This is a genomic window from Paludibacterium sp. B53371 (assembly GCF_018802765.1).
Taxonomy (GTDB): Bacteria; Pseudomonadota; Gammaproteobacteria; order Burkholderiales; family Chromobacteriaceae; genus Paludibacterium.
Genome location: NZ_CP069163.1, coordinates 2,721,950 through 2,740,179 on the forward strand (window position 1 = coordinate 2,721,950; position 18,230 = coordinate 2,740,179).

Consider the following 18,230-nt stretch of genomic DNA (forward strand, 5'->3'; position numbering starts at 1 on the left):
ATCCACAGCCTCCATCGGCGATCGTGCAGTCTGGCGATCGTTTTTTTTGTCCCGAACAAGGCAAGGGAATGAGACGGGTCACTGTCGACAGCAGGTTGATCCGTTGGGTTTTTTTGGAGATCGTCATGCAGATTCGTTCGTTCTCATTGGACATGGCGGCACAACATAGCCAGATGTCCAGGCAATCCAGCACCCTCACCCGCCTGTCGGCAGGCCCTTCACCCGAGTTATCTGTTGAATCCGCGTGGCAAACCGGTGCGAGCACCCAGCGCAGTCAGATCAGCACCGCCAGTACGGCATCACCGGCGGCAGCCTCGTCGACAGCGGGCTCGGCACAGGAGATGGCCGACGACAGCAGCATCCCGCCCTTGCTGAACCTGGCGAAGATGATTCTGGAAAAGGTCATGGGGGTACACTTCTCGCTCTATCACGGCAAGCTGCAGCCTGATCCGTCCACCGATAACGCCGAGGCGACGACCACGCCGGCCGCACCGAACACCACGCCAGCCAACCGCGAGCAAAGCGGCTGGCTGATCACCCGGCAACACACGCAGGAGCAGGAGCAGAGTAGCTTTCAGGCGAATGGCAGCATCACCACCGCAGACGGGCAGGTGTTTGCTTTTCAGTTGAACAGCAGCCTGCAGCGTTCATTTGAGCAGACAAGCGAGAGCGTGCGCCGGCTGAATGCCCATGGCAGCATCGACCCACTGATGATCACGCTGCCCCGGGATGAAACCCGGTTCAGTGGTGCCAGTGTGAAATTCGACTTGCAGGCCAATGGCCAACTGGTCGACCTGCCTTTTGCCAGCCAGGGCGGCTGGCTGGTCTGGGACAAGAATCACGATGGCAAGATGACCGATGGCCGACAGCTGTTTGGCCCGCAAAGTGGCAACGGCTTCGCCGATCTGGCCCGCCAGGACAGTAATCATGATCAGGTCATCGACAGCAGTGATCCGGTGTTTGCCGATCTTAAAGTCTGGACCGGCATGGACAGCCAGGGTAAAGCACAACTGGCATCACTGTCGTCCCTGCAGATCGGCGCCATTCTGCTGCCCAGCATCGACACGCCGTTCAGCTTGCGCGATAGCGACAATCAGTCTCAGGGGGAGGTGCGCCGCAGCGGGGTCTACCTGACCGAACAAGGCCAGGCAGGCCTGATCAGTCAGGTGGATGTGTCGGTCTAGGGGCGGTTTGCCGACCGCCCCCGGGAGGAGGACTCAGTCGCCGTCCTCGTCTTCTTCGCCGGCGGGGTCAAGGTGGGTGGTGACATAGAGCACCGGCAGGGCGGTCAGGACCTTGTTGCGGGCGGCCACGGCAATGGCATGGCCTTGGCGCACTGTCAGGTCACCATCCACCTCCAGATGCACGTCCACCACGATGCGATCGCCCATCATGCGGGTGCGCAAATCATGCAGCCCCTGCACGCCCGGCGTGCTGAGCAGGCAGTCGTTGAGTTGTCGGATCTGTTCGTCACTGGCGGCCCGGTCCATCAGGTCGTGCATGGCATTCCAGGCAAAGGTCCAGCCCATGCGGCCGACCATGACGCCGACCACCAGGGCGGCCAGCGGATCGAGCAGATGGAAACCCAGCAGGTTGCCGCCAATGCCGATGGCCACCACCAGTGAGGAGGCGGCATCGGAGCGGGCATGCCAGGCATTGGCTTCCAGCATGCTGGAACCCACGCTTCGTGCGGCGCGCAGCATGTAGCGGAACAGAATTTCCTTGGCCACCAGGGCGAACAGCGCCACCCACAGTGCCAGGCCATGCACCTGCACGATCAGTTGCGGATCCAGCACCTTGTGCGCACCGTTCCAGACCATGCCGACGCCCACCACCAGCAGCAGCACGCCCAGCACCAGGGATGCGGCGGTCTCGTAGCGCAGGTGGCCATACTGGTGGTCTTCATCGGCGGCTTTCTGACTGTGGCGATTGGCCAGCAGCACCACGAAGTCGGCCAGCAGATCGGACAAGGAGTGGATACCATCGGCAATCAGGCCCTGCGAGCCGGAAAGAAAACCGGCCATCACCTGCCCCACCGTCAGCACCACATTCGTCAGGACGCTGACCATGGTGCTGCGATGAGCGACCTGCTGCCGCTGTACGTCCTGATCCTGCGCTGGCCGGACCGTCATTTCTGAACTCATGAAAACACCCTGATTTTTAAATACCGTAGCAAAATCGCCATCACGCCAAAATGGTCAAGTGAAAGCTATTGTAAACAGTCATTTTGCCGGAAGTCCAAGACAAAATATTGCATGTCATTTAGCAAGAATCATTCGCATATTTGAATGATAACAAGTCGCAAAATGACGCTTAATTAACCATTTCAAAAAAACGGTGATTTAGACAGGTTTACGCCACAGGGTCAAACCGAGTCCCGGCGCCAAGCCATACAAATACTGAGGCGCTGCGTCTCTCCCAGATCCCTCGGGCAGTGAGCGCAAGAATAAATACCCAAGTCATATTCCATTGGAATTTACGGGCAATCAGCCAACCCGGAAAAGGGTTGATCTGGATCAATGGGCTGCCTTGCCTGCCCAGAGCTCGTTACTATAGAATTATTTTCGAATATAACAATTATGCCGAATACCTGATTCGGATGTTTCACCGCCTGGAATGATCAGGCCTTCCGCTTTTTTCGACTCCTTGTGCGAGTCCGACGTTTTGTCATCCCCGGAGCATGATCTCCGGCATACGTACCCTCTTCGGCCCAGTCAGACTACCCCACGCTGATTCGGTTGTATGACGTGATTTCTGCTGGACTGCAGGCTGACGGCCTTGGCGGTCCAGGTCAAAACGGGTGCCCCCGGGCACACCCTGCCGTGTCACCGCGGGTGACACGTCTGTCGATTTCTGAAATGTGATTGAAAAAGCGACGGTTCCGTCCCTGTCTCTGGCTTGCCCAGCGTCAATGACATCGTCATTGAACCGTCATGTTCCAACCGCCAACCAGGAAGCAGTGAATTGGCACATACCTTCAGCACTACCCGCGCCCTGTGGCGCAAGTTTCAAAGCACGCGCAAATTTTTTAAACATTGATTCGGGATCATCATGTCTTCCAGTTCTGCCAAAAGTACCAAAATGGGGGTGGTCGGTCTGACCATTATCGTTGCCGTCAATATGATGGGTTCCGGCATCATCATGCTGCCAGCCAGCCTGGCCAAGGTCGGGACCATTTCGCTGCTGTCCTGGGTCGTCACGGCGCTGGGCTCGATGGCGCTGGCCTACTCGTTCGCACAGTGCGGCTTCTTCGTCAGCCGTTCGGGCGGCATGTCGGCCTATGCGGAAGAGGCTCACGGCAAGTCGGCCTTCTTCATGGCCTCGTACACCTACTACCTCTCGCTGGCCATCGCCAACGTGGCCATCGCCATCACGGCCATTGGCTACCTCTCCCCCTTCGTTCCATGGTTGTCGGCCTCGCCGGTGAATACCTGCATCGGGGTCATCGCATTGCTGTGGATCACCGCCATCGCCAACTTTGGCGGTCCGCGCATTACCGGCCGGATCAGTGGCGTCACGGTGTGGGGGGTGATCATCCCGGTGGCGACACTGGCGATTTTTGGTTGGTTCTGGTTTGACCCGCATCTGTTTACCAGCGCCTGGAACGTGCAGCACAAGCCGTTCGGCGAAGCCATTTCCTCCAGTATTGCCCTGACCCTGTGGGCCTTCCTCGGCATGGAGTCGGCCTGCGCCAACTCGGACGCGGTGGAAAACCCCAAGAAGAATGTACCGATCGCCGTGATGGCCGGTACCGGGGTAGCGGCAGTGATCTATATTCTGTCGACGACCGCCATGCAGGGTATCGTGCCGAACCATGAACTGGCCACGTCCTCGGCACCGTTCGGCCTGGCGTTCAGCATGCTGTTCTCGCCGGCACTGGGTAGCCTGGTGAGCCTGCTGGCCGTGGTTGCCTGCACCGGTTCGCTCCTGGGCTGGCAATTCACGATCGGTCAGGTTTCCAAGGCGGCCGCCGATCAGGGGGTGTTTGCCAAGATATTCAGCGCCGTCAACAGCAAGGGCGCGCCGGTCAAGGGCATGGTGATCGTCACGGCCGCACAGACCGTGATCTCGCTGATGACCATTTCGCCGAGCCTGAACCAGCAGTTCAACGTGCTGGTCAATCTGGCGGTGTTCACCAATGTGGTGCCCTATATCCTGTCGCTGACGGCCCTGTCGGCCATCATGAAGAAAAACGCCGTGGCGTCGGGGATTTACCTGCGCAATATGGTGATCGTGATGGTCGCGCTGCTGTATAGCCTGTACGGCATCTATGCCGCCGGTACCGATGCGGTGTTCTGGGGTGCGCTGGTGATGCTGGCCGGTTACATTCTGTACGGCCTGCGTGCCGACCGCTTCCCGGTCGTTATCGCCGACAACGCGCAGTAAGCCCTGTCTGCACCACGCATGAAAAAACCGCCGCGACAGGTTGTCGCGGCGGTTTTGCTTTCTCTCTCCCTGCGTCTTGCAAGCCGATCAGGACAGGTAGGGCGAATCGTCCTGACGGGTATGGGTTTCCGGCAACACGATGGCCTGGCTCGGGGTACGCAGCGGCAGATGGATTTCCGCCACCATGCAGCGTGCACCGCCACCACCGAGTCGTTCGATGGTATCGACCGGGGCCTGCACCGGGGTCACATACTTCAGGATCTGTTCCTGCTGGCCCTTGCTGAGCGACCCCCATGCCTGACGGGACAGCGCCAGGATCGGCTGATCCTTGTGGCCCTTGAGCTCGATACAGTTGCCGGCGAAGTGCTCGACCTGATCCAGGGTGATGTCGACGATTTCCTTGCCGCTCTTTTCCAGCGACTGCACAACGGCCTTGCGTTCGTACGGGCTGAGGATGGATTCCAGGCACACCACGGCCATCTTGCTGCCGACATGCATCATCACGTTGGTGTGATAGATCGGCATGTTGGACTTGTCGACGGCAGTGAACCAGACAGTGCTGTAGCCCATGACCTTGGCAAATGCCCCTTCGACCATTTCATGGCTGCGCGAGGAGCGGCAGACATAGGCGATGTAGTTTTCCCGGTCCAGCACCATCGAGCCGGTCCCTTCCAGGAAGTACTCTTTCGATTCGTAGGAGCTGAAGTCCATGACCGAGGAAATATCGAAGCGTTCGCCAATACATTCCAGAATGTCGCGACGACGTTCCAGGCGGCGGTTCAGGGCTTCCATCGGGTACAGGATGACCGTGCCGTCATCATGGGTGGTGATCCAGTTGTTCGGGAAAATCGAGTCCGGGGTGTGCGGCGTCTGGCGATCCTGAATCACCATGACATCGACACCGGCTTCACGCAGCAGCGCGACGTATTCGTCGAACTCGCGTACGGCAGCGGCCTGGCCTTCTTCGGCCGTCATATCGGCGTGCTGGAAGGTGTTGCTGCCCATGGTATCCGGGTTGCTGGTGAAGTTGGTCGGACGGACCATCAGGATGTGTTTCGTGGTTTGCATGACATGACCTCGTGATGAAATCAGGCGGGTGAGAATGGGGCTCATTTTGCGAGCATTTGCCTAACAATTCCGGCTGTAATTCCTGTTGGCTGACAGCGGTTTCTGTTATATTCGACAGCACGACAGCGGATTCCGCTGCAAACCTTTAAACACAGTACTCTCCGGGGCTTTTGCCATGAAACGGGACGACAAGAAACTTGCCATCAGCCAGCTCGACCGCATTGATCGCAAAATCCTCGAGGTCCTGCGTCAGGACGGGCGCATCACTTACCAGCGCCTGTCGGAAATCGTTTACCTGACCCCCCGCCCCTGCCAGGAGCGGGTACGCCGGCTGGAGCAGGCCGGCATTATCCGTGGCTACACGGCCATCATCGACGAAGACGTCCACCCGCTGGGCGTGACCCTGCACGCCAAGATCGCGTTTTCCAGCCAGAGCGGCCGCTCGGCACAGCAGGCCTTCGAGGCGGAAGTGCGGCAGCGCGACGAAGTCCTGGATTGCTGGCTGGTCAGTGGTCAGTTCGACTATGTCGTGCGCATTCAATGCGCCGACATGGACCGGTATCGCACCCTGACCAGCGAATGGCTGGCCAGTGACATCTTCAAGATCGAAAAGATTGTCAGCGATCCGGAAATGCAGGTCATCAAAGGCACCGGCATTTCACGGCCTTAGGACAGCAGCCCGCAGGCCGGTCAATCGCTTCAATATAGACTGCCGCATGGGTTCGGCATTTGGCCTGGATCAAGCTCCCGGCGCGGGGAATTCATAGCTTTTCATGCGAATATTCGGCGAATCTGCCGCATAACGTTCGCACGCAGTCAGTTTGCCGATCTGACAGGGAAAGGACTTGCCGCCGAACACCGCGGCATGGATCTGGTCCAGCACCGCGCGCAGTTCGACTTTGTCCTTGCAGCGGCGCAACCAGCTCTTGGGCAGGTAGCGGGCATCGCTGCCGTCCTGCCACTGAAACCCGCCGACGGCCTTGAGCTTGTCCTTGTCGTCGAAGCGCACTTGCAGGTTCAGCAGAAACGACGGTTTGTCCGCGCTTTGCAGCAGGGCGGCCAGCGCGGTTTCGCCGCGCGGTTCCAGCACCTGCCCGAGCATGAACAGCAGAGCCCAGCAGTCATTCAGCGCACGGTGGCTGTCGTAGAAATAGCCACAGTGGTAGACCAGCAGCTCCAGCTTGGCACTGGTGAAACCCGCCTCCATCCAGTCGATTTCGTTCACCGAGCAGGCAAAGGCTTTGTCGCGGAACACCGGCCAGCGTCGTTCGAGGAAGGGGCGGTCAAAGGCAGCATTGTGGGCGATGACCAGATCGGCCTGACTGGCCAGCGCATTGACGCGCTCGTCATCCATTTGCTGGCCGGCCAGATCGGCATCGCGCAAACCGGTGACGGTCTGCACCACGCGCGACAGCGGCTGCTCCGGGTCTTCGAGGCCGTCATAGTGTCCCTCGATCGCCAGCCACTCGCCGGTATCGCGGCGATAACGCACCAGCAGCATGCCAACCTCGATGACCAGGTCCCGCTGTTTGTCCATGCCGGTGGTTTCGGTATCGATGATCAGCGCCAGACCGGTATCCCCTTCGGCTTCCGCAACGGGCGGCAGGCTTTCCGGCACGCGGCGCAACAGGCGGAAATCGGGATCGTTGGCGAGGGTTTGCAGGGCTTGCAGGGTATCCATGAAATCAATGCATTCGAAGACAATGGTGCATGATACCGCGCAGCAGCCATCCTTCGGAATTTTTCCGGCGCAGGAAAGGCACCCTTCCCCTTGCCTGGCAGCAAAATCCTGTATGACGACTACAATGCAAGCAACAGGCACCGCCCATGGCCATTCGACCTTAATATTGGATTAATATATTGATTTTTTTGTGTTTTTTAGCAAAAAACCCTAAACTCAACCGCTGCCGTGCCGATAGAAGAAGTGAGATCAGTTTACTGAGCTCTTCTCTTACAGACCGGCGCATCGCCGAACAAGGAGTCCATGATGTCGATCAGCCCCGTTTCTTCTGGCAATAGCCAGGTCTATACCCCGGCAACCAGTGCGACGCGCGAGGCCGCCGAGCCCAAGGTCAATGGCAAGGAAGCCCGCAGTGATGGTGACGGAGATGACGGGGGCGGCAAGATTCAGGCCCCGACGGTCAACACCAGTGGCCAGTTGACCGGCTCGCAGATCAATACCACCGCCTGATGCTTGTACCGGCCGGTACCCGTCGCGGTCACCGGCCCCGCTTCACTGCCCTCCTCTTCCCCCGCCTGTCCGGTCAGGACAATGGACAGGCGGGTACCTGCATGCCAAGGTATGTTTACGGCATATCGTTTGACCCAAGGCAACTACGCCAGTGGCACCCTCTCGCGCCATGCCGCAAAATAGCAGACTTGCATCCTCTTTCGCTCAAATCACAAGAAAGACACCCATGAAACTGCATTCATTGGCATTATTGCTTGGTTTGGCATTTGGTTCTGCCTCAGCCCTGAGCGCACCGGTATCCGGCATCGACTTCAGCGGCTTCGATCGTTCGGTTCGCATCCAGGATGACCTCTTCTCGGCCGTCAATGGTCAGTGGGTCAAGACCACCAGTATTCCCGGCGACCATGCCTCCTATGGCGCCTTCAATAAGCTGCGCGATGACAATGAAGCCCGCAGCCGGCAGTTGATCGAACAAGTCGCCAAGGCGCCGTCCGCCTCTAAGGAGGAACGCAAGCTGGCGGATCTTTACCTGAGCTTCATGGATGTGAAATCGGCTGATCAGCGCGGCCTCAGCCCGCTGTCCGGCCAGTTGGCTCAGATCGCCGGGGCGGACAGTCTGCCGGCGCTCACGCGTCTGTTGGGTCAGCTGCAGGCCGCGCCGATAGAGCTGCCGATCAGTGTCAGCGTCGATCCGGATGCCGCCAATCCGGGCGTGACGCTGTTGCAGTTGAATCAGGATGGTCTGGGTCTGCCGGATCGCGATTATTACCTGCAGAACGATGCCCGTTTTGTCGCCGCGCGCCAGGCCTACCAGGGTTATCTGACCCAGCTGTTTACCCTGGCCGGGATGAGCCATGCCGCCGAACGGGCCACGGCCGTGCTGACGCTGGAAACCCGCATTGCCCAGGCGCAATGGGACAACGTCACCAACCGCGACCCGATCAAGACCTATAACCCGATGAGCCGGGCCCAGTTGCAGAAAACCGCACCCGGCATCGACTGGCAGATCTGGTTTGCAGCGGCCGGGGTGGGCAATACGGACAAGCTGAACCTGACCCAGCCAAGCTATGTCAAGGCACTGGGCGAGCTGTTGCATGACACGCCGTTGCCGGTCTGGCGCGATTATCTGACCATCCGTCTGCTGGACGGCTATGCCCCCTTCCTGAGCAAGCCGTTTGTGGATGCGCATTTCGCGCTGCATCAGCAGGCGCTGTCCGGCGTGAAGGAGCAGCGCGCGCGCTGGAAAAACGGCGTGTCGCTGGTGGAACGCTCGATGGGCGAGGCGCTGGGCAAGCTGTATGTGGCGCAGTACTTCCCGCCCGAGGCCAAGGCCAGGATGGATGAGCTGGTCCACAATCTGATGCAGGCCTACCAGCAAAGCATCGACAAGCTGAGCTGGATGACGCCGGCGACGCGTCAGGCTGCGCAGGAAAAACTGTCCAAGTATCAGATCAAGATCGGCTATCCGGCCAAGTGGCGAGATTATGGCAAGTTGCAGATTGATCGCCACGATCTTGCCGGCAACGTGCTGCGTGCCTCGCAATTTGCCTATCAGTACCGGCTGAGCAAGCTGGGCCGCCCGGTCGATCGCACGGAATGGCAGATGACGCCGCAGACGGTCAACGCTTATTACGACCCTTCGCTGAATGAAATCGTCTTCCCGGCCGGCATCCTGCAGCCGCCGTTCTTCAATGCCAGGGCGGATGAGGCGGTGAACTACGGGGCGATCGGCGCGGTGATCGGCCATGAGATCAGCCATGGCTTTGATGATCAGGGCAGCCAGTTCGACGGGGATGGCAAGCTGCGCAATTGGTGGACGCCGGAGGACCGCAGCCGCTTTGATGCGCTGACCAGCAAGCTGGTGGCGCAGTACGATGCCTATGAGCCGCTGCCGGGCAAGCACATCAACGGCAAGCTCACGCTGGGGGAGAATATTGCCGACAATGCCGGCCTGCAGATTGCCTACAAGGCTTATCACCTGTCACTGGGGGGCAAGCCAGCGGCCGTGATCGACGGGCTGACCGGTGATCAGCGCTTCTTTATCGGGTTTGCGCAGGTATGGCGCAGCAAGATCAAGGATCAGGCCCTGCTGAAGCTGCTGGTGACCGATCCGCACTCACCAGCGGCGTTCCGGCCGCAGGGGGCGGCGGTGAATACCGATGGGTTCTATGACGCCTTCGAGGTCAAGGCAGGTGACAAGATGTTCAAGCCGCAGAGCGAGCGCATCCACCTCTGGTAAGTGACCGGCATTCCGTCTGGCCCGGTCATGGTGACCGGGCTTTTTTTCGTCGGCAGGATCAGACCGGCCAGAGGGGAGGCTCGTCCATCAGGGCGATCTGCTCGCGCAGCTCAAGGATACGATCCTGCCAGTAGCGTTGGCTGCCGAACCAGGGGAAGGCGGCGGGAAAGGCCGGGTCATGCCAGCGCCGTGCCAGCCAGGCGCTGTAATGCATCAGGCGCAGGGTGCGCAGCGCTTCGATGAGATAGAGCTCGCGGGTATCGAATTCGCAGAAGTCCTCATAGCCGGCCAGCAGATCGGCCAGCTGGCGCACCTGGTCTGACCGCTCGCCGGACAACAGCATCCACAGGTCCTGTACCGCCGGACCGCTGCGGCTGTCATCGAAATCGACGAAGTGCGGACCGTCATCGGTCCAGAGCACATTGCCGGCATGACAATCGCCATGCAGACGGATGCTGCGTACCGCGCCGGCGCGGTCAAAGCAGCGCCGCACGCCATCCAGGGCCTGTCGGGCCACGCCCTGATACACCTCGCGCAACTCGGCCGGCAGCCAGTCATGCGCCATCAGCCAGGCCAGCGGTTCTTCGCCGAAGGTCTCGATATTCAGGGCAGGACGGTGCTGGTAGGGCTGGCTGGCGCCAAGCGCATGAATGCGCCCCATGAAGCGGCCCATCCACATCAGGGTGTCGGCCTGGTCGAAATCCGGCATGCGACCGCCGCGACGCGGAAACAGGGCAAAACGGTAGTCAGCGTGCCGGTGCAGGGTGTGCCCGGCAAAGTCCAGCGCGGGGACAACCGGGATTTCCAGCCCGGCCAGGGCGGCCACGAAGGCATGCTCTTCGAGGATTTGTGTCTCGGTCCAGCGTTCGGGCCGGTAGAACTTGGCGACCAGTGGCGGCCCTTCGTCCATGCCGATCTGATAGACACGGTTTTCGTAGCTGTTGAGCGCCAGCAGGCTGCCATCAGGGCGCAGGCCCAGGGTCTCGACGGCGTCGAGCAGGGTATCGGGAGTCAGCCCGGCAAAGGGCGGCGCAGAGGGTTCCATGGGTCGCAGTATATCGGATTGCGACCCATGGCAGGGAAATGCCGGTCAGAATGCTCAGCGGGCAGGGGCGTTGACCTTGTAGCGCGGCGGCAGCAGCAATGCCGGGATTTCACGCTGTTGCTTGCCGCGACCACGGCGAACGGCCTTGGGCTGCTTGATCCCTTCCGGGGCACCGGTCAGGGCGGCGGCCGTCGGTGCCACCGGGGCTTCCACCACCGGGCGCGGCATCCAGGAGGGCCAGAAGCCATCCACCGCCTGCGCTTCCAGGTTCTTGCGGATCAGCTTGTTGATCGCCTCGAGCTGACGGCTTTCTTCCTGGGACATCAGCGAGATGGCAACGCCGGAGGCACCGGCACGACCGGTACGGCCAATGCGGTGCACGTAGTCTTCCGGGGCGTTGGGCAGCTCGAAGTTGACCACATAGGGCAGTTCGGTGATGTCCAGACCGCGGGCAGCGACATCGGTCGCCACCAGCACCTTGATGCTGCCTTCCTTGAAGGCAGACAGGGTTTCCAGTCGGGCTGCCTGGGCCTTGTCGCCGTGAATGGCTTCGGCGGCATGACCGTCGCGCTTGAGGTCACGGGCAAGCTGATCGGCGCTGAGCTTGGTCTTGCAGAAGACAATGACCTGGCCCATGTCGCGATTGCGGATCAGGTGCGACAGCAGCTTGCGCTTCTGCCAGCCATCCGCGGCATAGACCAGTTGCTCGACGTCTTCATTGGTCGAGTTCTGGCGCGCGACTTCGACCACCTGCGGGTCTCGCATGAAGTCTTCGGCCAGCTTCTTGATTTCCGGCGCGAAGGTGGCGGAGAACAGCAGGGTCTGCCGTTCACGCGGCAGCAAGGCCATGATCTTGCGGATGTCCTGGATGAAGCCCATGTCGAGCATGCGGTCGCCTTCGTCCAGCACCAGCACATCGACTTTGTTCAGCTGCACGGTTTTTTGCGAAACGTGGTCCAGCAGGCGCCCCGGGGTGGCGATGAGGATCTCGACCCCGCGCCGCAGTTCGGCCACCTGGGGATCCATATTGATGCCGCCGAAGATGGTGGTGGCGCGCAGCGGCAGATAACGGGTGTAGGCCTTGACGTTGACGCCGATCTGGTCAGCCAGCTCGCGCGTCGGCGACAGAATCAGGGCGCGCACCGGGTGCATGGCCGGCGAGGCGCTGGCATTGGCGTATTTCTTCAGGCGCTCCAGGATCGGCAGCATGAAGGCGGCGGTCTTGCCGGTACCGGTTTGTGCGGCAGCCAGCATGTCGCGGCCGGTCAACACCAACGGGATGGCCTTGGCCTGGATCGGGGTGGGCTCGTTATAGCCCTGCTCGCCGATGGCACGGAGCAGCTCCGGCGACAGGCCAAGTTCGGAAAAAGACATGTGAAATCTCCACTGATAATTCTTCAGCAGTGCCAGCGACGGCACTGTACATCACACCCGCAAGGGGCAAGAATGCCAACGCCGCCCTTCGGGGCGGCGCAGGGGGTCGGCGCGATCTCTCAGCCCAGCAGGCTGGCCACGCTCATGAGCAGGATGACCAGTAACCACAACAGGGCGGAGCGCCAGATCAACCCGACGGCACTACGCAGATAGTTCGGATCGGCTTCATCGCCGAGACCGAGTTCCGGCCGGAACTTGACCGTATAGTCCTGCTTCAGCGGGTCACCCAGCCGGATGCCGAGGGCACCGGCTGCGGACGCCAGCAGGATACCGTTGGCGTAATGACCCCAGGCTTTGGCCTGGGAGCGCCAGCAGTACACCGCATCTTCAAAATCGCCCATCACGGCGAAACTGGCGGCGGTCAGACGCACAGGCAGCCAGTCCAGCCAGCTGGCAGCCCGGTCGGCAAACTGCCCGAAGCGGTCTTCCGCCTGCGGACGATTGCCCCACTTCTGGTACAGCATCTGGCTCAGGCGATACATCAGCGCGCCGGAAGGTCCCGGCAGCAGTACGAACCAGAACATGGTCCCGAACACGAAACGATAGCTGTCCATGACGCCCTGCTCGATCGACAGGCGGGCGATCTCGTTGACGGACAGCTCGGCGCTCGGTTGCCCGGTCCAGCGCGACAGGGCGACCCTGGCATCCAGATCACGCCCCTCGGCCAGCGCCAGGGAAATATCGGAAAACGCACTGGAGAAGTGGCGGAACCCCATCGTCAGGTACAGCACGAAAACGTTCCAGCACAAGGCCAGCACCGGACTGATGGCTTTCAGTCCGTAATAAATGACAATGCTCAGCAGCATCGCCGGCACAATGGCCAGCAGCCAGGCAAAGACGCCATGCCGGTTGGCGCCGGCATTCAGATTTCGCTCGAGATGATTGGCGAATCGAATGAACAGCAGCCAGACGCGGTTGCGGTTGCCGAGCGGGCGAATCTGCTCGAGCCCCAGTGCGAAGATCAGTGATAGCAGGGTCATTGTTTTTGGAAGGTTGTTCAGGCCCAACTGGAAGATACCACAACTACCACCCGGCAATCACTTGTCAGGCCGAACCAAGGTGACGGCCACCGATCGGTACTTGCGCCTGGGCGCCATCCGGCCCGTAGGACATCATCGACGCCGCCGCGCTCTTGAGGACATTCAGCCCCTCCCGGGCACGGTGCAGCCCCTGATTGATCTGCTGGCCGTTAAATTCGTTCAGCACCACGGCGCGCTTGATCGCGCCCTCGAGCTGAAACCAGGCATCACACAGTGCCGGCCGCGAAGTCAGCCATTCATGCACCGCCTGCGGGCTGGTCAGCCCCTGGGTCTGCATCCATTGCTGACGCTGCTGGCTCAGTTGCGCCAGTTGATCCAGCGCCCGGCTCTTGTCATCGGCCAGCTGCTCCAGCTTCAGCACCTCGCCGGCCAACAGGGCCTGTTGTTCCATTTCCAGAAATGCAATTAGCCGGGACACCTGTTCGGTTTCGTCCCGGCAAAATCTGGCAAACAATTCAATATCCGCCATAACCATCCATATATCAGGCTGTCATGCGCGCGTCTCAGCCCGCCAGCAACTGCCTGGTCGAATTAATCAGCCCGTCGGCAATATCCTCAGCGTTGATCTTGAAGTTGCCGGCAGCGATCGCACTCTTGATGGATTCGACCTTGGCCATATCAAAAGACGGCTCGGTCGCCATGTTCTGGGCAACCTCATTGATCTGGCTGGCCAGCGGGTTGATGGCAACCTGAGACGACGGCGCACTGGAGCTGGACGATTCAGTGTCCTGCTTGCGCTTGGCCGGCTTGTTCTGCGCCGGATAAAGATCCTGGATATTACCCGATTGATCGATTTTCATGATTGGGTCCCTTCCTTCAAGACTCCACGGTTACCTGTATTATCGTCTCAAATATGCGTAACATGAGAAATTATTTTAATTAGATAAGCTTACTACACCATCTTGTCCCGCCACGCCGCGCAACAACTGTCCGTTGGGCATGCGCACCGTCACGACGTCACCCGCGCGGCCATTGGCGATGGCGACCCCCTCGGCCTCCACGCTGAATCCGTCACCACTGACAACCACTCTCACACGCTGATTCATTTTCACAACAAATGGCGGGCGCACCATGAAATTACGCAGCCAGATCCCGGCGGCAGCACCGCTGGTCATGCTCTGACCAACGACCTGGGCGGGGTCCGACAGTACATCACGCGCCATGGCGGCATCCGGTAGCGGCGCCTGGCGCACATCGCCCGGTTCCAGCGTGTCGCCGGCCCTGACAGGCCGGGTCAGCACCAGGCCGAGCACGGTCTCGTTGATGGCGACCGGCAGGCGCAGACGCCAGGCCGGTGCCAGGCAATAGAGATCGATATAGGTGTTGCCGCCTGGCACGGCACCATCGGCCCATGCCACCTGAGGGGCGGGGCAGGCCGGCAGAGCCAGACGGCGGTCCAGCCTGCCGAGACGGAAGGTGGCCTGGGGACGCTGACTCAGTTCGCCCTGCACATAGCTGCGCGCCATCTGCTCCAGCAAGGTCAGATTCTGATTCGCAGCCAGTGCCGGCACTGTCAGGCACAGCGCCAGCATCATGAGAAAAATCCGCTTCATGCCGACATTGTAACGCAATCAGTCGTCGAGCATCCCCGGGGTGATCATGGCTTTCAGGCGGACCGGATCGCCACCGGCCTGATGACGCAGGCCCAGCCACCAGATGGCCCCCTTCTTGATGTTCCAGTACTGCGGATCGCCGGACATCAGCCGGGCGGCCAGGCGGCCCAGATAAGGCTGATGGCCGACCAGCACCACCGTGTCGACATGATGGTACTGATCCAGCACCGCCAGCACGTCTTCCATGGCGGCACCGGGGTTCAGGGCCGCCTCGGTCTCGAACCCCTTGCTGAGAAAGGCCGCCGTCTGGCGTGAGCGCTTGGCCTCTGACGCCAGCACCACATAGTCTTGCGGCAGACGACGCCCCAGCCAGGCCGCCATGCTGCGCCCTTGCTGCTGGCCCTTGCGGGTCAGGGCCCGCGACAAATCGTCAGAGCCTTCTTCGGCGTCGGCGTGACGCCACAGGATCAAATCCATGAGTCCCTCTCTGCATGACATTCAAAGCGTTGGTTATTACTTCAGCATACTGCAAATCAGAGGCACCAGCACCGCTGTCCACAAACCGTTCAACCCCATGGCCAGGCCGGCGAAGGCGCCAGCGGTCTCCGACAACTGCAGCGCTCTGGCGGTGCCGACGCCGTGCGCCGCCACACCGGTGGCAAACCCAAGCGTCATGTCGTCCAGCCGTGGAAAGCGCTGCCGCAAGGGACCGAGCAAGGCAGCGCCGAGGATGCCGGTCAGGATGACACCGGCGGCCGCCACCGAGGGGATGCCGCCAATCTGTTCGGCAATGCCCATGGCGATGGGGGTGGTGGCCGAGCGCGGCAGCAGGGACAACAGGATGGGCCGGGGCAGTCCCAGCAGCTTGCCCAGCAAACCGCCGGAGAGAATGCCGACTGCCCCGCCGCCCAGCAGCGCCAGCCCCAACACGGCGGCATGGCGCTTGAGGTGGTGCAGGTTGTCATACAGCGGCACGGCCAGCGCCACGGTTGCCGGGCCGAGCAGGAGGTGAATGAAACGTCCGCCCGCCATGTACTCCTCGTAGCGGATGCCAGTTGCCCAGAGCACCAGCATCACCAGCAGGACACCGACCAGCACCGTATTGGTGAGGGGATGGCCATGGCAGCGCCGGTTGAGCAGGATGGCCAGCCGATAAGCCAGCAGGGTCAGGAACAGGCCGGTCAGCGGGGAGTGGCGGACGGCCAGCAGGGCTGCGTTCATGGCTGTCTGGCCTTTCTGCGCAGCAAGGCATGCAGCAGGCCGGCGCTGGCCAGCCAGGTCAACAGGGTGGCCAGCAGCACGACGGCCAGCAACTGCCAGGCCAGCGGCGCCAGCTGACTGCGCCAGAGCATGACCCCGACCCCGGCGGGAATGAACAGCATCGACAGATGGCGCAGCAGGCCCGGTACGGTGCTGCGCAGGTCATCCGGAATGCCGCGGCGCAGGCACAGTGTCAGAAACAGCAGCAGCATGCCCAGCACCGGACCGGGCACCGGCAGGGACAGCAGGCGGGCCAGCGCCTCGCCGGCGATCTGGTAGCCCAGCAGCCAGATCAGGGCATTGAGCATGGCGGGTCTCCACAGGATGATCTGTCTGCCGTGTCGTCGGGCCACGGGACAGCAGGGTTTACGTTTGGCATAATGTGCGCCATGTTTGCCGATACACACTGGGCGGCCACGCCGCCCCACACCTCTGCGCTGCTGCAGCCATGGCTGACGGACAGCACCTCCCTGACGGAACGACTGATGGCCACCGGTCGCGAGTTTGCCGTGCGCGTACTGTATCAGGGGCCTTCGGTGGCCGCCTCCGACGAGGCCGACCTGGTCGGCGCGGCCGCCGGCAGCCCGCTCAGCGCCCGGCATGTCGCCCTGACGCTGGATGGCGTTTGTGTCGTCGTGGCGCGCAGCATCATCCGCCCCGGTTGCCCGGTCTGGGAGCCGATCCTGCAGCGCGGCAGCCGCTCGCTCGGCCTGACGCTGTTCAGTCAGGACAGCGCGATTATACGTCAACCCCTGCGCTATCGTGAGCTGCAGCCCGGCCACCCGCTGTTTGCGCTGGTGCGCGGCCAGGATATGGAAGAGGCGCCGCGCTATGCCGCCCGACGCTCCACTTTTCTGCTCGATGGCGCCGCCCTGAATGTATGCGAGGCCTTTCTGCCGGTCTTGGAGACCTTCCTGTGACGACAGCGCTGCGCGACAGGCTGACCATCTACAGCCAACTGATGCGTCTGGACAAGCCCATCGGCACCCTGCTGCTGCTTTGGCCGACGTTGTGGGCCATCTGGATTGCCTCGGCCGGCCACCCGACGCTGCCGGTTCTGCTGATCTTCTGTCTGGGCACCTTGCTGATGCGCTCGGCGGGCTGTGTCATCAACGATTATGCCGACCGTGATTTCGATGCCCTGGTGGCGCGCACCAGCGGGCGTCCCTTTGCACGCAAGGCGGTCAGTGGCAAGGAGGCCTTGCTGCTGGCTGGCGGCCTGGCGCTGCTGTCCCTGCTGCTGATCCTGCCGCTCAACCGGCTCACCCTGCTGTTGAGCGTGCCGGCGGTGCTGGTGGCCGCCAGTTACCCCTATACCAAGCGTTTCTTCCCGCTGCCGCAGGCCTATCTGGGCATCGCCTTTTCCTTTGGCATCCCCATGGCCTTTGCCGCCATCGGCAACCATGTCCCGCTGCTGGCCTGGCTGATGATGCTGGCGACGGCTTTCTGGGTGGTGGCCTACGACACGGCCTATGCCATGGCCGACAAACCGGACGATCTGAAAATCGGCATCAAGACCTCGGCCATTACCTTTGGCCGTTTCGATGCCGAGGCGGTCATGCTGTGCCACGCCGTGTTTCTGGTCCTGATGAGCTGGCTCGGCCGCCAGTGGCAGTTCGGCCTGGTCTTTTATGCCGGGATACTTGTATCCGCATTCCTGATTATGCTTCAGTACCGCGAGATCAAGGGGCGTGACCGGCAGCGCTGCTTCAAGGCTTTCCTGGATAACAACCGTGTCGGTCTGGTGCTGTTTGTCGCCATCGTCCTGGACTACCTGAGCCGATAAGCTGCCGAGGCCCTTCCCTGCTCGCGACCTCTGACAACCCCGCACAGACAGGAACCGCCCATGAAAACCGTTGTTGCCCTGCTACTGGCGTGCGCCGTCGCCGCGCCGGCTTTTGCCGCCGACGCCTCGGCCCCGAAGGACATGAAACAGATGGAAAAACAGCACAAGCCCATGCACAAGAAACAGATGCACATGAAGAAGAAGGCCTCCGCCGCATAAACCGGTGGA

At 61.2% G+C, this 18,230-nt stretch carries 20 protein-coding genes; 8 read left to right on the plus strand and 12 right to left on the minus strand.

The window, feature by feature from the left end; genetic code table 11:
- The first annotated feature begins 125 nt into the window (after positions 1 to 125).
- Positions 126 to 1,184 carry a hypothetical protein gene (locus tag JNO51_RS12990; RefSeq protein WP_215777896.1) on the plus strand — a complete coding sequence of 353 codons (1,059 nt, stop codon included), beginning with the start codon at positions 126 to 128 and terminating at the stop codon, positions 1,182 to 1,184.
- Between the two features lie 33 nt (positions 1,185 to 1,217).
- On the opposite strand, the gene JNO51_RS12995 is transcribed toward JNO51_RS12990, so the two are convergent.
- Positions 1,218 to 2,144, minus strand: coding sequence for a cation diffusion facilitator family transporter (locus JNO51_RS12995; RefSeq protein ID WP_215777899.1), 927 nt, complete (start codon positions 2,142 to 2,144; stop codon positions 1,218 to 1,220).
- Between the two features lie 907 nt (positions 2,145 to 3,051).
- On the opposite strand from JNO51_RS12995, the gene potE reads away from it, so the two are divergent.
- Entirely contained in the window at positions 3,052 to 4,386 is a 1,335-nt protein-coding gene (potE, locus tag JNO51_RS13000; RefSeq protein ID WP_215777901.1) for a putrescine-ornithine antiporter, read from the plus strand.
- A gap of 87 nt (positions 4,387 to 4,473) precedes the next feature.
- Here the strand turns inward: potE and ctlX are convergent, their stop codons facing one another.
- Positions 4,474 to 5,454, minus strand: a complete 981-nt coding sequence (ctlX, locus tag JNO51_RS13005) for a citrulline utilization hydrolase CtlX (protein WP_215777903.1) — start codon at positions 5,452 to 5,454, stop codon at positions 4,474 to 4,476.
- Positions 5,455 to 5,629: 175 nt separating this feature from the next.
- On the opposite strand from ctlX, the gene JNO51_RS13010 reads away from it, so the two are divergent.
- A complete protein-coding gene (locus JNO51_RS13010) occupies positions 5,630 to 6,124 on the plus strand; it encodes an Lrp/AsnC family transcriptional regulator (protein WP_215777906.1) in 495 nt (164 codons plus the stop codon).
- A 69-nt stretch (positions 6,125 to 6,193) separates the two neighbouring features.
- On the opposite strand, the gene JNO51_RS13015 is transcribed toward JNO51_RS13010, so the two are convergent.
- Positions 6,194 to 7,135, minus strand: a complete 942-nt coding sequence (locus JNO51_RS13015; RefSeq protein WP_215777908.1) for a 3'-5' exonuclease — start codon at positions 7,133 to 7,135, stop codon at positions 6,194 to 6,196.
- A 306-nt stretch (positions 7,136 to 7,441) separates the two neighbouring features.
- On the opposite strand from JNO51_RS13015, the gene JNO51_RS13020 reads away from it, so the two are divergent.
- Both JNO51_RS13020 and JNO51_RS13025 read left to right on the plus strand, forming a co-directional pair.
- On the plus strand, positions 7,442 to 7,645 hold the full coding sequence (locus JNO51_RS13020; protein WP_215777910.1) for a hypothetical protein: 204 nt from the start codon (positions 7,442 to 7,444) through the stop codon (positions 7,643 to 7,645).
- A 226-nt stretch (positions 7,646 to 7,871) separates the two neighbouring features.
- Entirely contained in the window at positions 7,872 to 9,884 is a 2,013-nt protein-coding gene (locus JNO51_RS13025; protein ID WP_215777913.1) for a M13 family metallopeptidase, read from the plus strand.
- A gap of 58 nt (positions 9,885 to 9,942) precedes the next feature.
- Here the strand turns inward: JNO51_RS13025 and JNO51_RS13030 are convergent, their stop codons facing one another.
- The 9 genes from JNO51_RS13030 to JNO51_RS13070 form a co-directional block, all read right to left on the minus strand.
- Positions 9,943 to 10,929, minus strand: coding sequence for a serine/threonine protein kinase (locus JNO51_RS13030; protein WP_215777915.1), 987 nt, complete (start codon positions 10,927 to 10,929; stop codon positions 9,943 to 9,945).
- Between the two features lie 54 nt (positions 10,930 to 10,983).
- Positions 10,984 to 12,303 carry a DEAD/DEAH box helicase gene (locus JNO51_RS13035; protein WP_215777917.1) on the minus strand — a complete coding sequence of 440 codons (1,320 nt, stop codon included), beginning with the start codon at positions 12,301 to 12,303 and terminating at the stop codon, positions 10,984 to 10,986.
- A gap of 119 nt (positions 12,304 to 12,422) precedes the next feature.
- Positions 12,423 to 13,343 (minus strand): CobD/CbiB family protein, encoded by a 921-nt coding sequence (locus JNO51_RS13040; protein ID WP_215777920.1) that lies wholly within the window; start codon positions 13,341 to 13,343, stop codon positions 12,423 to 12,425.
- 64 nt (positions 13,344 to 13,407) lie between these two features.
- Complete coding sequence (locus tag JNO51_RS13045) at positions 13,408 to 13,794, minus strand: flagellar export chaperone FlgN (protein WP_252346085.1); 387 nt, start codon at positions 13,792 to 13,794, stop codon at positions 13,408 to 13,410.
- Between the two features lie 112 nt (positions 13,795 to 13,906).
- Positions 13,907 to 14,203: a flagellar biosynthesis anti-sigma factor FlgM gene (gene flgM / locus JNO51_RS13050; RefSeq protein WP_215777926.1), complete on the minus strand. Its 297-nt coding sequence runs from the start codon at positions 14,201 to 14,203 to the stop codon at positions 13,907 to 13,909.
- Positions 14,204 to 14,278: 75 nt separating this feature from the next.
- On the minus strand, positions 14,279 to 14,956 hold the full coding sequence (gene flgA / locus JNO51_RS13055; protein WP_215777929.1) for a flagellar basal body P-ring formation chaperone FlgA: 678 nt from the start codon (positions 14,954 to 14,956) through the stop codon (positions 14,279 to 14,281).
- An 18-nt stretch (positions 14,957 to 14,974) separates the two neighbouring features.
- Entirely contained in the window at positions 14,975 to 15,433 is a 459-nt protein-coding gene (locus JNO51_RS13060; RefSeq protein ID WP_215777931.1) for a histidine phosphatase family protein, read from the minus strand.
- 36 nt (positions 15,434 to 15,469) lie between these two features.
- Positions 15,470 to 16,177 (minus strand): LrgB family protein, encoded by a 708-nt coding sequence (locus tag JNO51_RS13065; RefSeq protein WP_215777934.1) that lies wholly within the window; start codon positions 16,175 to 16,177, stop codon positions 15,470 to 15,472.
- On the minus strand, positions 16,174 to 16,524 hold the full coding sequence (locus JNO51_RS13070) for a CidA/LrgA family protein (protein ID WP_215777936.1): 351 nt from the start codon (positions 16,522 to 16,524) through the stop codon (positions 16,174 to 16,176). Before JNO51_RS13070 ends, JNO51_RS13065 begins: the two co-directional genes overlap by 4 nt.
- Positions 16,525 to 16,605: 81 nt before the next feature.
- Here JNO51_RS13070 and JNO51_RS13075 point away from each other — a divergent pair, with 81 nt between their 5' ends.
- Genes JNO51_RS13075 through JNO51_RS13085 form a run of 3 tightly spaced genes read left to right on the plus strand, consistent with a single transcriptional unit; the run spans position 16,606 to position 18,221 of the window.
- A complete protein-coding gene (locus tag JNO51_RS13075) occupies positions 16,606 to 17,136 on the plus strand; it encodes a chorismate lyase (protein WP_252346086.1) in 531 nt (176 codons plus the stop codon).
- Positions 17,097 to 18,002, plus strand: a complete 906-nt coding sequence (gene ubiA / locus JNO51_RS13080) for a 4-hydroxybenzoate octaprenyltransferase (RefSeq protein WP_215777941.1) — start codon at positions 17,097 to 17,099, stop codon at positions 18,000 to 18,002. The genes JNO51_RS13075 and ubiA overlap by 40 nt, the downstream gene beginning before the upstream one ends.
- Before the next feature lie 60 nt (positions 18,003 to 18,062).
- On the plus strand, positions 18,063 to 18,221 hold the full coding sequence (locus tag JNO51_RS13085) for a hypothetical protein (protein ID WP_215777944.1): 159 nt from the start codon (positions 18,063 to 18,065) through the stop codon (positions 18,219 to 18,221).
- Positions 18,222 to 18,230 lie beyond the last annotated feature (9 nt).

Excerpts from the sequence above, each read along its gene's own strand:
- JNO51_RS12990 (WP_215777896.1), top strand. The coding sequence starts at position 126 with ATGCAGATTCGTTCGTTCTCATTGGACATGGCGGCACAACATAGCCAG.
- JNO51_RS12995 (WP_215777899.1), bottom strand. The coding sequence starts at position 2,144 with ATGAGTTCAGAAATGACGGTCCGGCCAGCGCAGGATCAGGACGTACAG.
- potE (WP_215777901.1), top strand. The coding sequence starts at position 3,052 with ATGTCTTCCAGTTCTGCCAAAAGTACCAAAATGGGGGTGGTCGGTCTG.
- ctlX (WP_215777903.1), bottom strand. The coding sequence starts at position 5,454 with ATGCAAACCACGAAACACATCCTGATGGTCCGTCCGACCAACTTCACC.
- JNO51_RS13010 (WP_215777906.1), top strand. The coding sequence starts at position 5,630 with ATGAAACGGGACGACAAGAAACTTGCCATCAGCCAGCTCGACCGCATT.
- JNO51_RS13015 (WP_215777908.1), bottom strand. The coding sequence starts at position 7,135 with ATGGATACCCTGCAAGCCCTGCAAACCCTCGCCAACGATCCCGATTTC.
- JNO51_RS13020 (WP_215777910.1), top strand. The coding sequence starts at position 7,442 with ATGTCGATCAGCCCCGTTTCTTCTGGCAATAGCCAGGTCTATACCCCG.
- JNO51_RS13025 (WP_215777913.1), top strand. The coding sequence starts at position 7,872 with ATGAAACTGCATTCATTGGCATTATTGCTTGGTTTGGCATTTGGTTCT.
- JNO51_RS13030 (WP_215777915.1), bottom strand. The coding sequence starts at position 10,929 with ATGGAACCCTCTGCGCCGCCCTTTGCCGGGCTGACTCCCGATACCCTG.
- JNO51_RS13035 (WP_215777917.1), bottom strand. The coding sequence starts at position 12,303 with ATGTCTTTTTCCGAACTTGGCCTGTCGCCGGAGCTGCTCCGTGCCATC.
- JNO51_RS13040 (WP_215777920.1), bottom strand. The coding sequence starts at position 13,343 with ATGACCCTGCTATCACTGATCTTCGCACTGGGGCTCGAGCAGATTCGC.
- JNO51_RS13045 (WP_252346085.1), bottom strand. The coding sequence starts at position 13,794 with ATGGAACAACAGGCCCTGTTGGCCGGCGAGGTGCTGAAGCTGGAGCAG.
- flgM (WP_215777926.1), bottom strand. The coding sequence starts at position 14,203 with ATGAAAATCGATCAATCGGGTAATATCCAGGATCTTTATCCGGCGCAG.
- flgA (WP_215777929.1), bottom strand. The coding sequence starts at position 14,956 with ATGAAGCGGATTTTTCTCATGATGCTGGCGCTGTGCCTGACAGTGCCG.
- JNO51_RS13060 (WP_215777931.1), bottom strand. The coding sequence starts at position 15,433 with ATGGATTTGATCCTGTGGCGTCACGCCGACGCCGAAGAAGGCTCTGAC.
- JNO51_RS13065 (WP_215777934.1), bottom strand. The coding sequence starts at position 16,177 with ATGAACGCAGCCCTGCTGGCCGTCCGCCACTCCCCGCTGACCGGCCTG.
- JNO51_RS13070 (WP_215777936.1), bottom strand. The coding sequence starts at position 16,524 with ATGCTCAATGCCCTGATCTGGCTGCTGGGCTACCAGATCGCCGGCGAG.
- JNO51_RS13075 (WP_252346086.1), top strand. The coding sequence starts at position 16,606 with ATGTTTGCCGATACACACTGGGCGGCCACGCCGCCCCACACCTCTGCG.
- ubiA (WP_215777941.1), top strand. The coding sequence starts at position 17,097 with ATGCGAGGCCTTTCTGCCGGTCTTGGAGACCTTCCTGTGACGACAGCG.
- JNO51_RS13085 (WP_215777944.1), top strand. The coding sequence starts at position 18,063 with ATGAAAACCGTTGTTGCCCTGCTACTGGCGTGCGCCGTCGCCGCGCCG.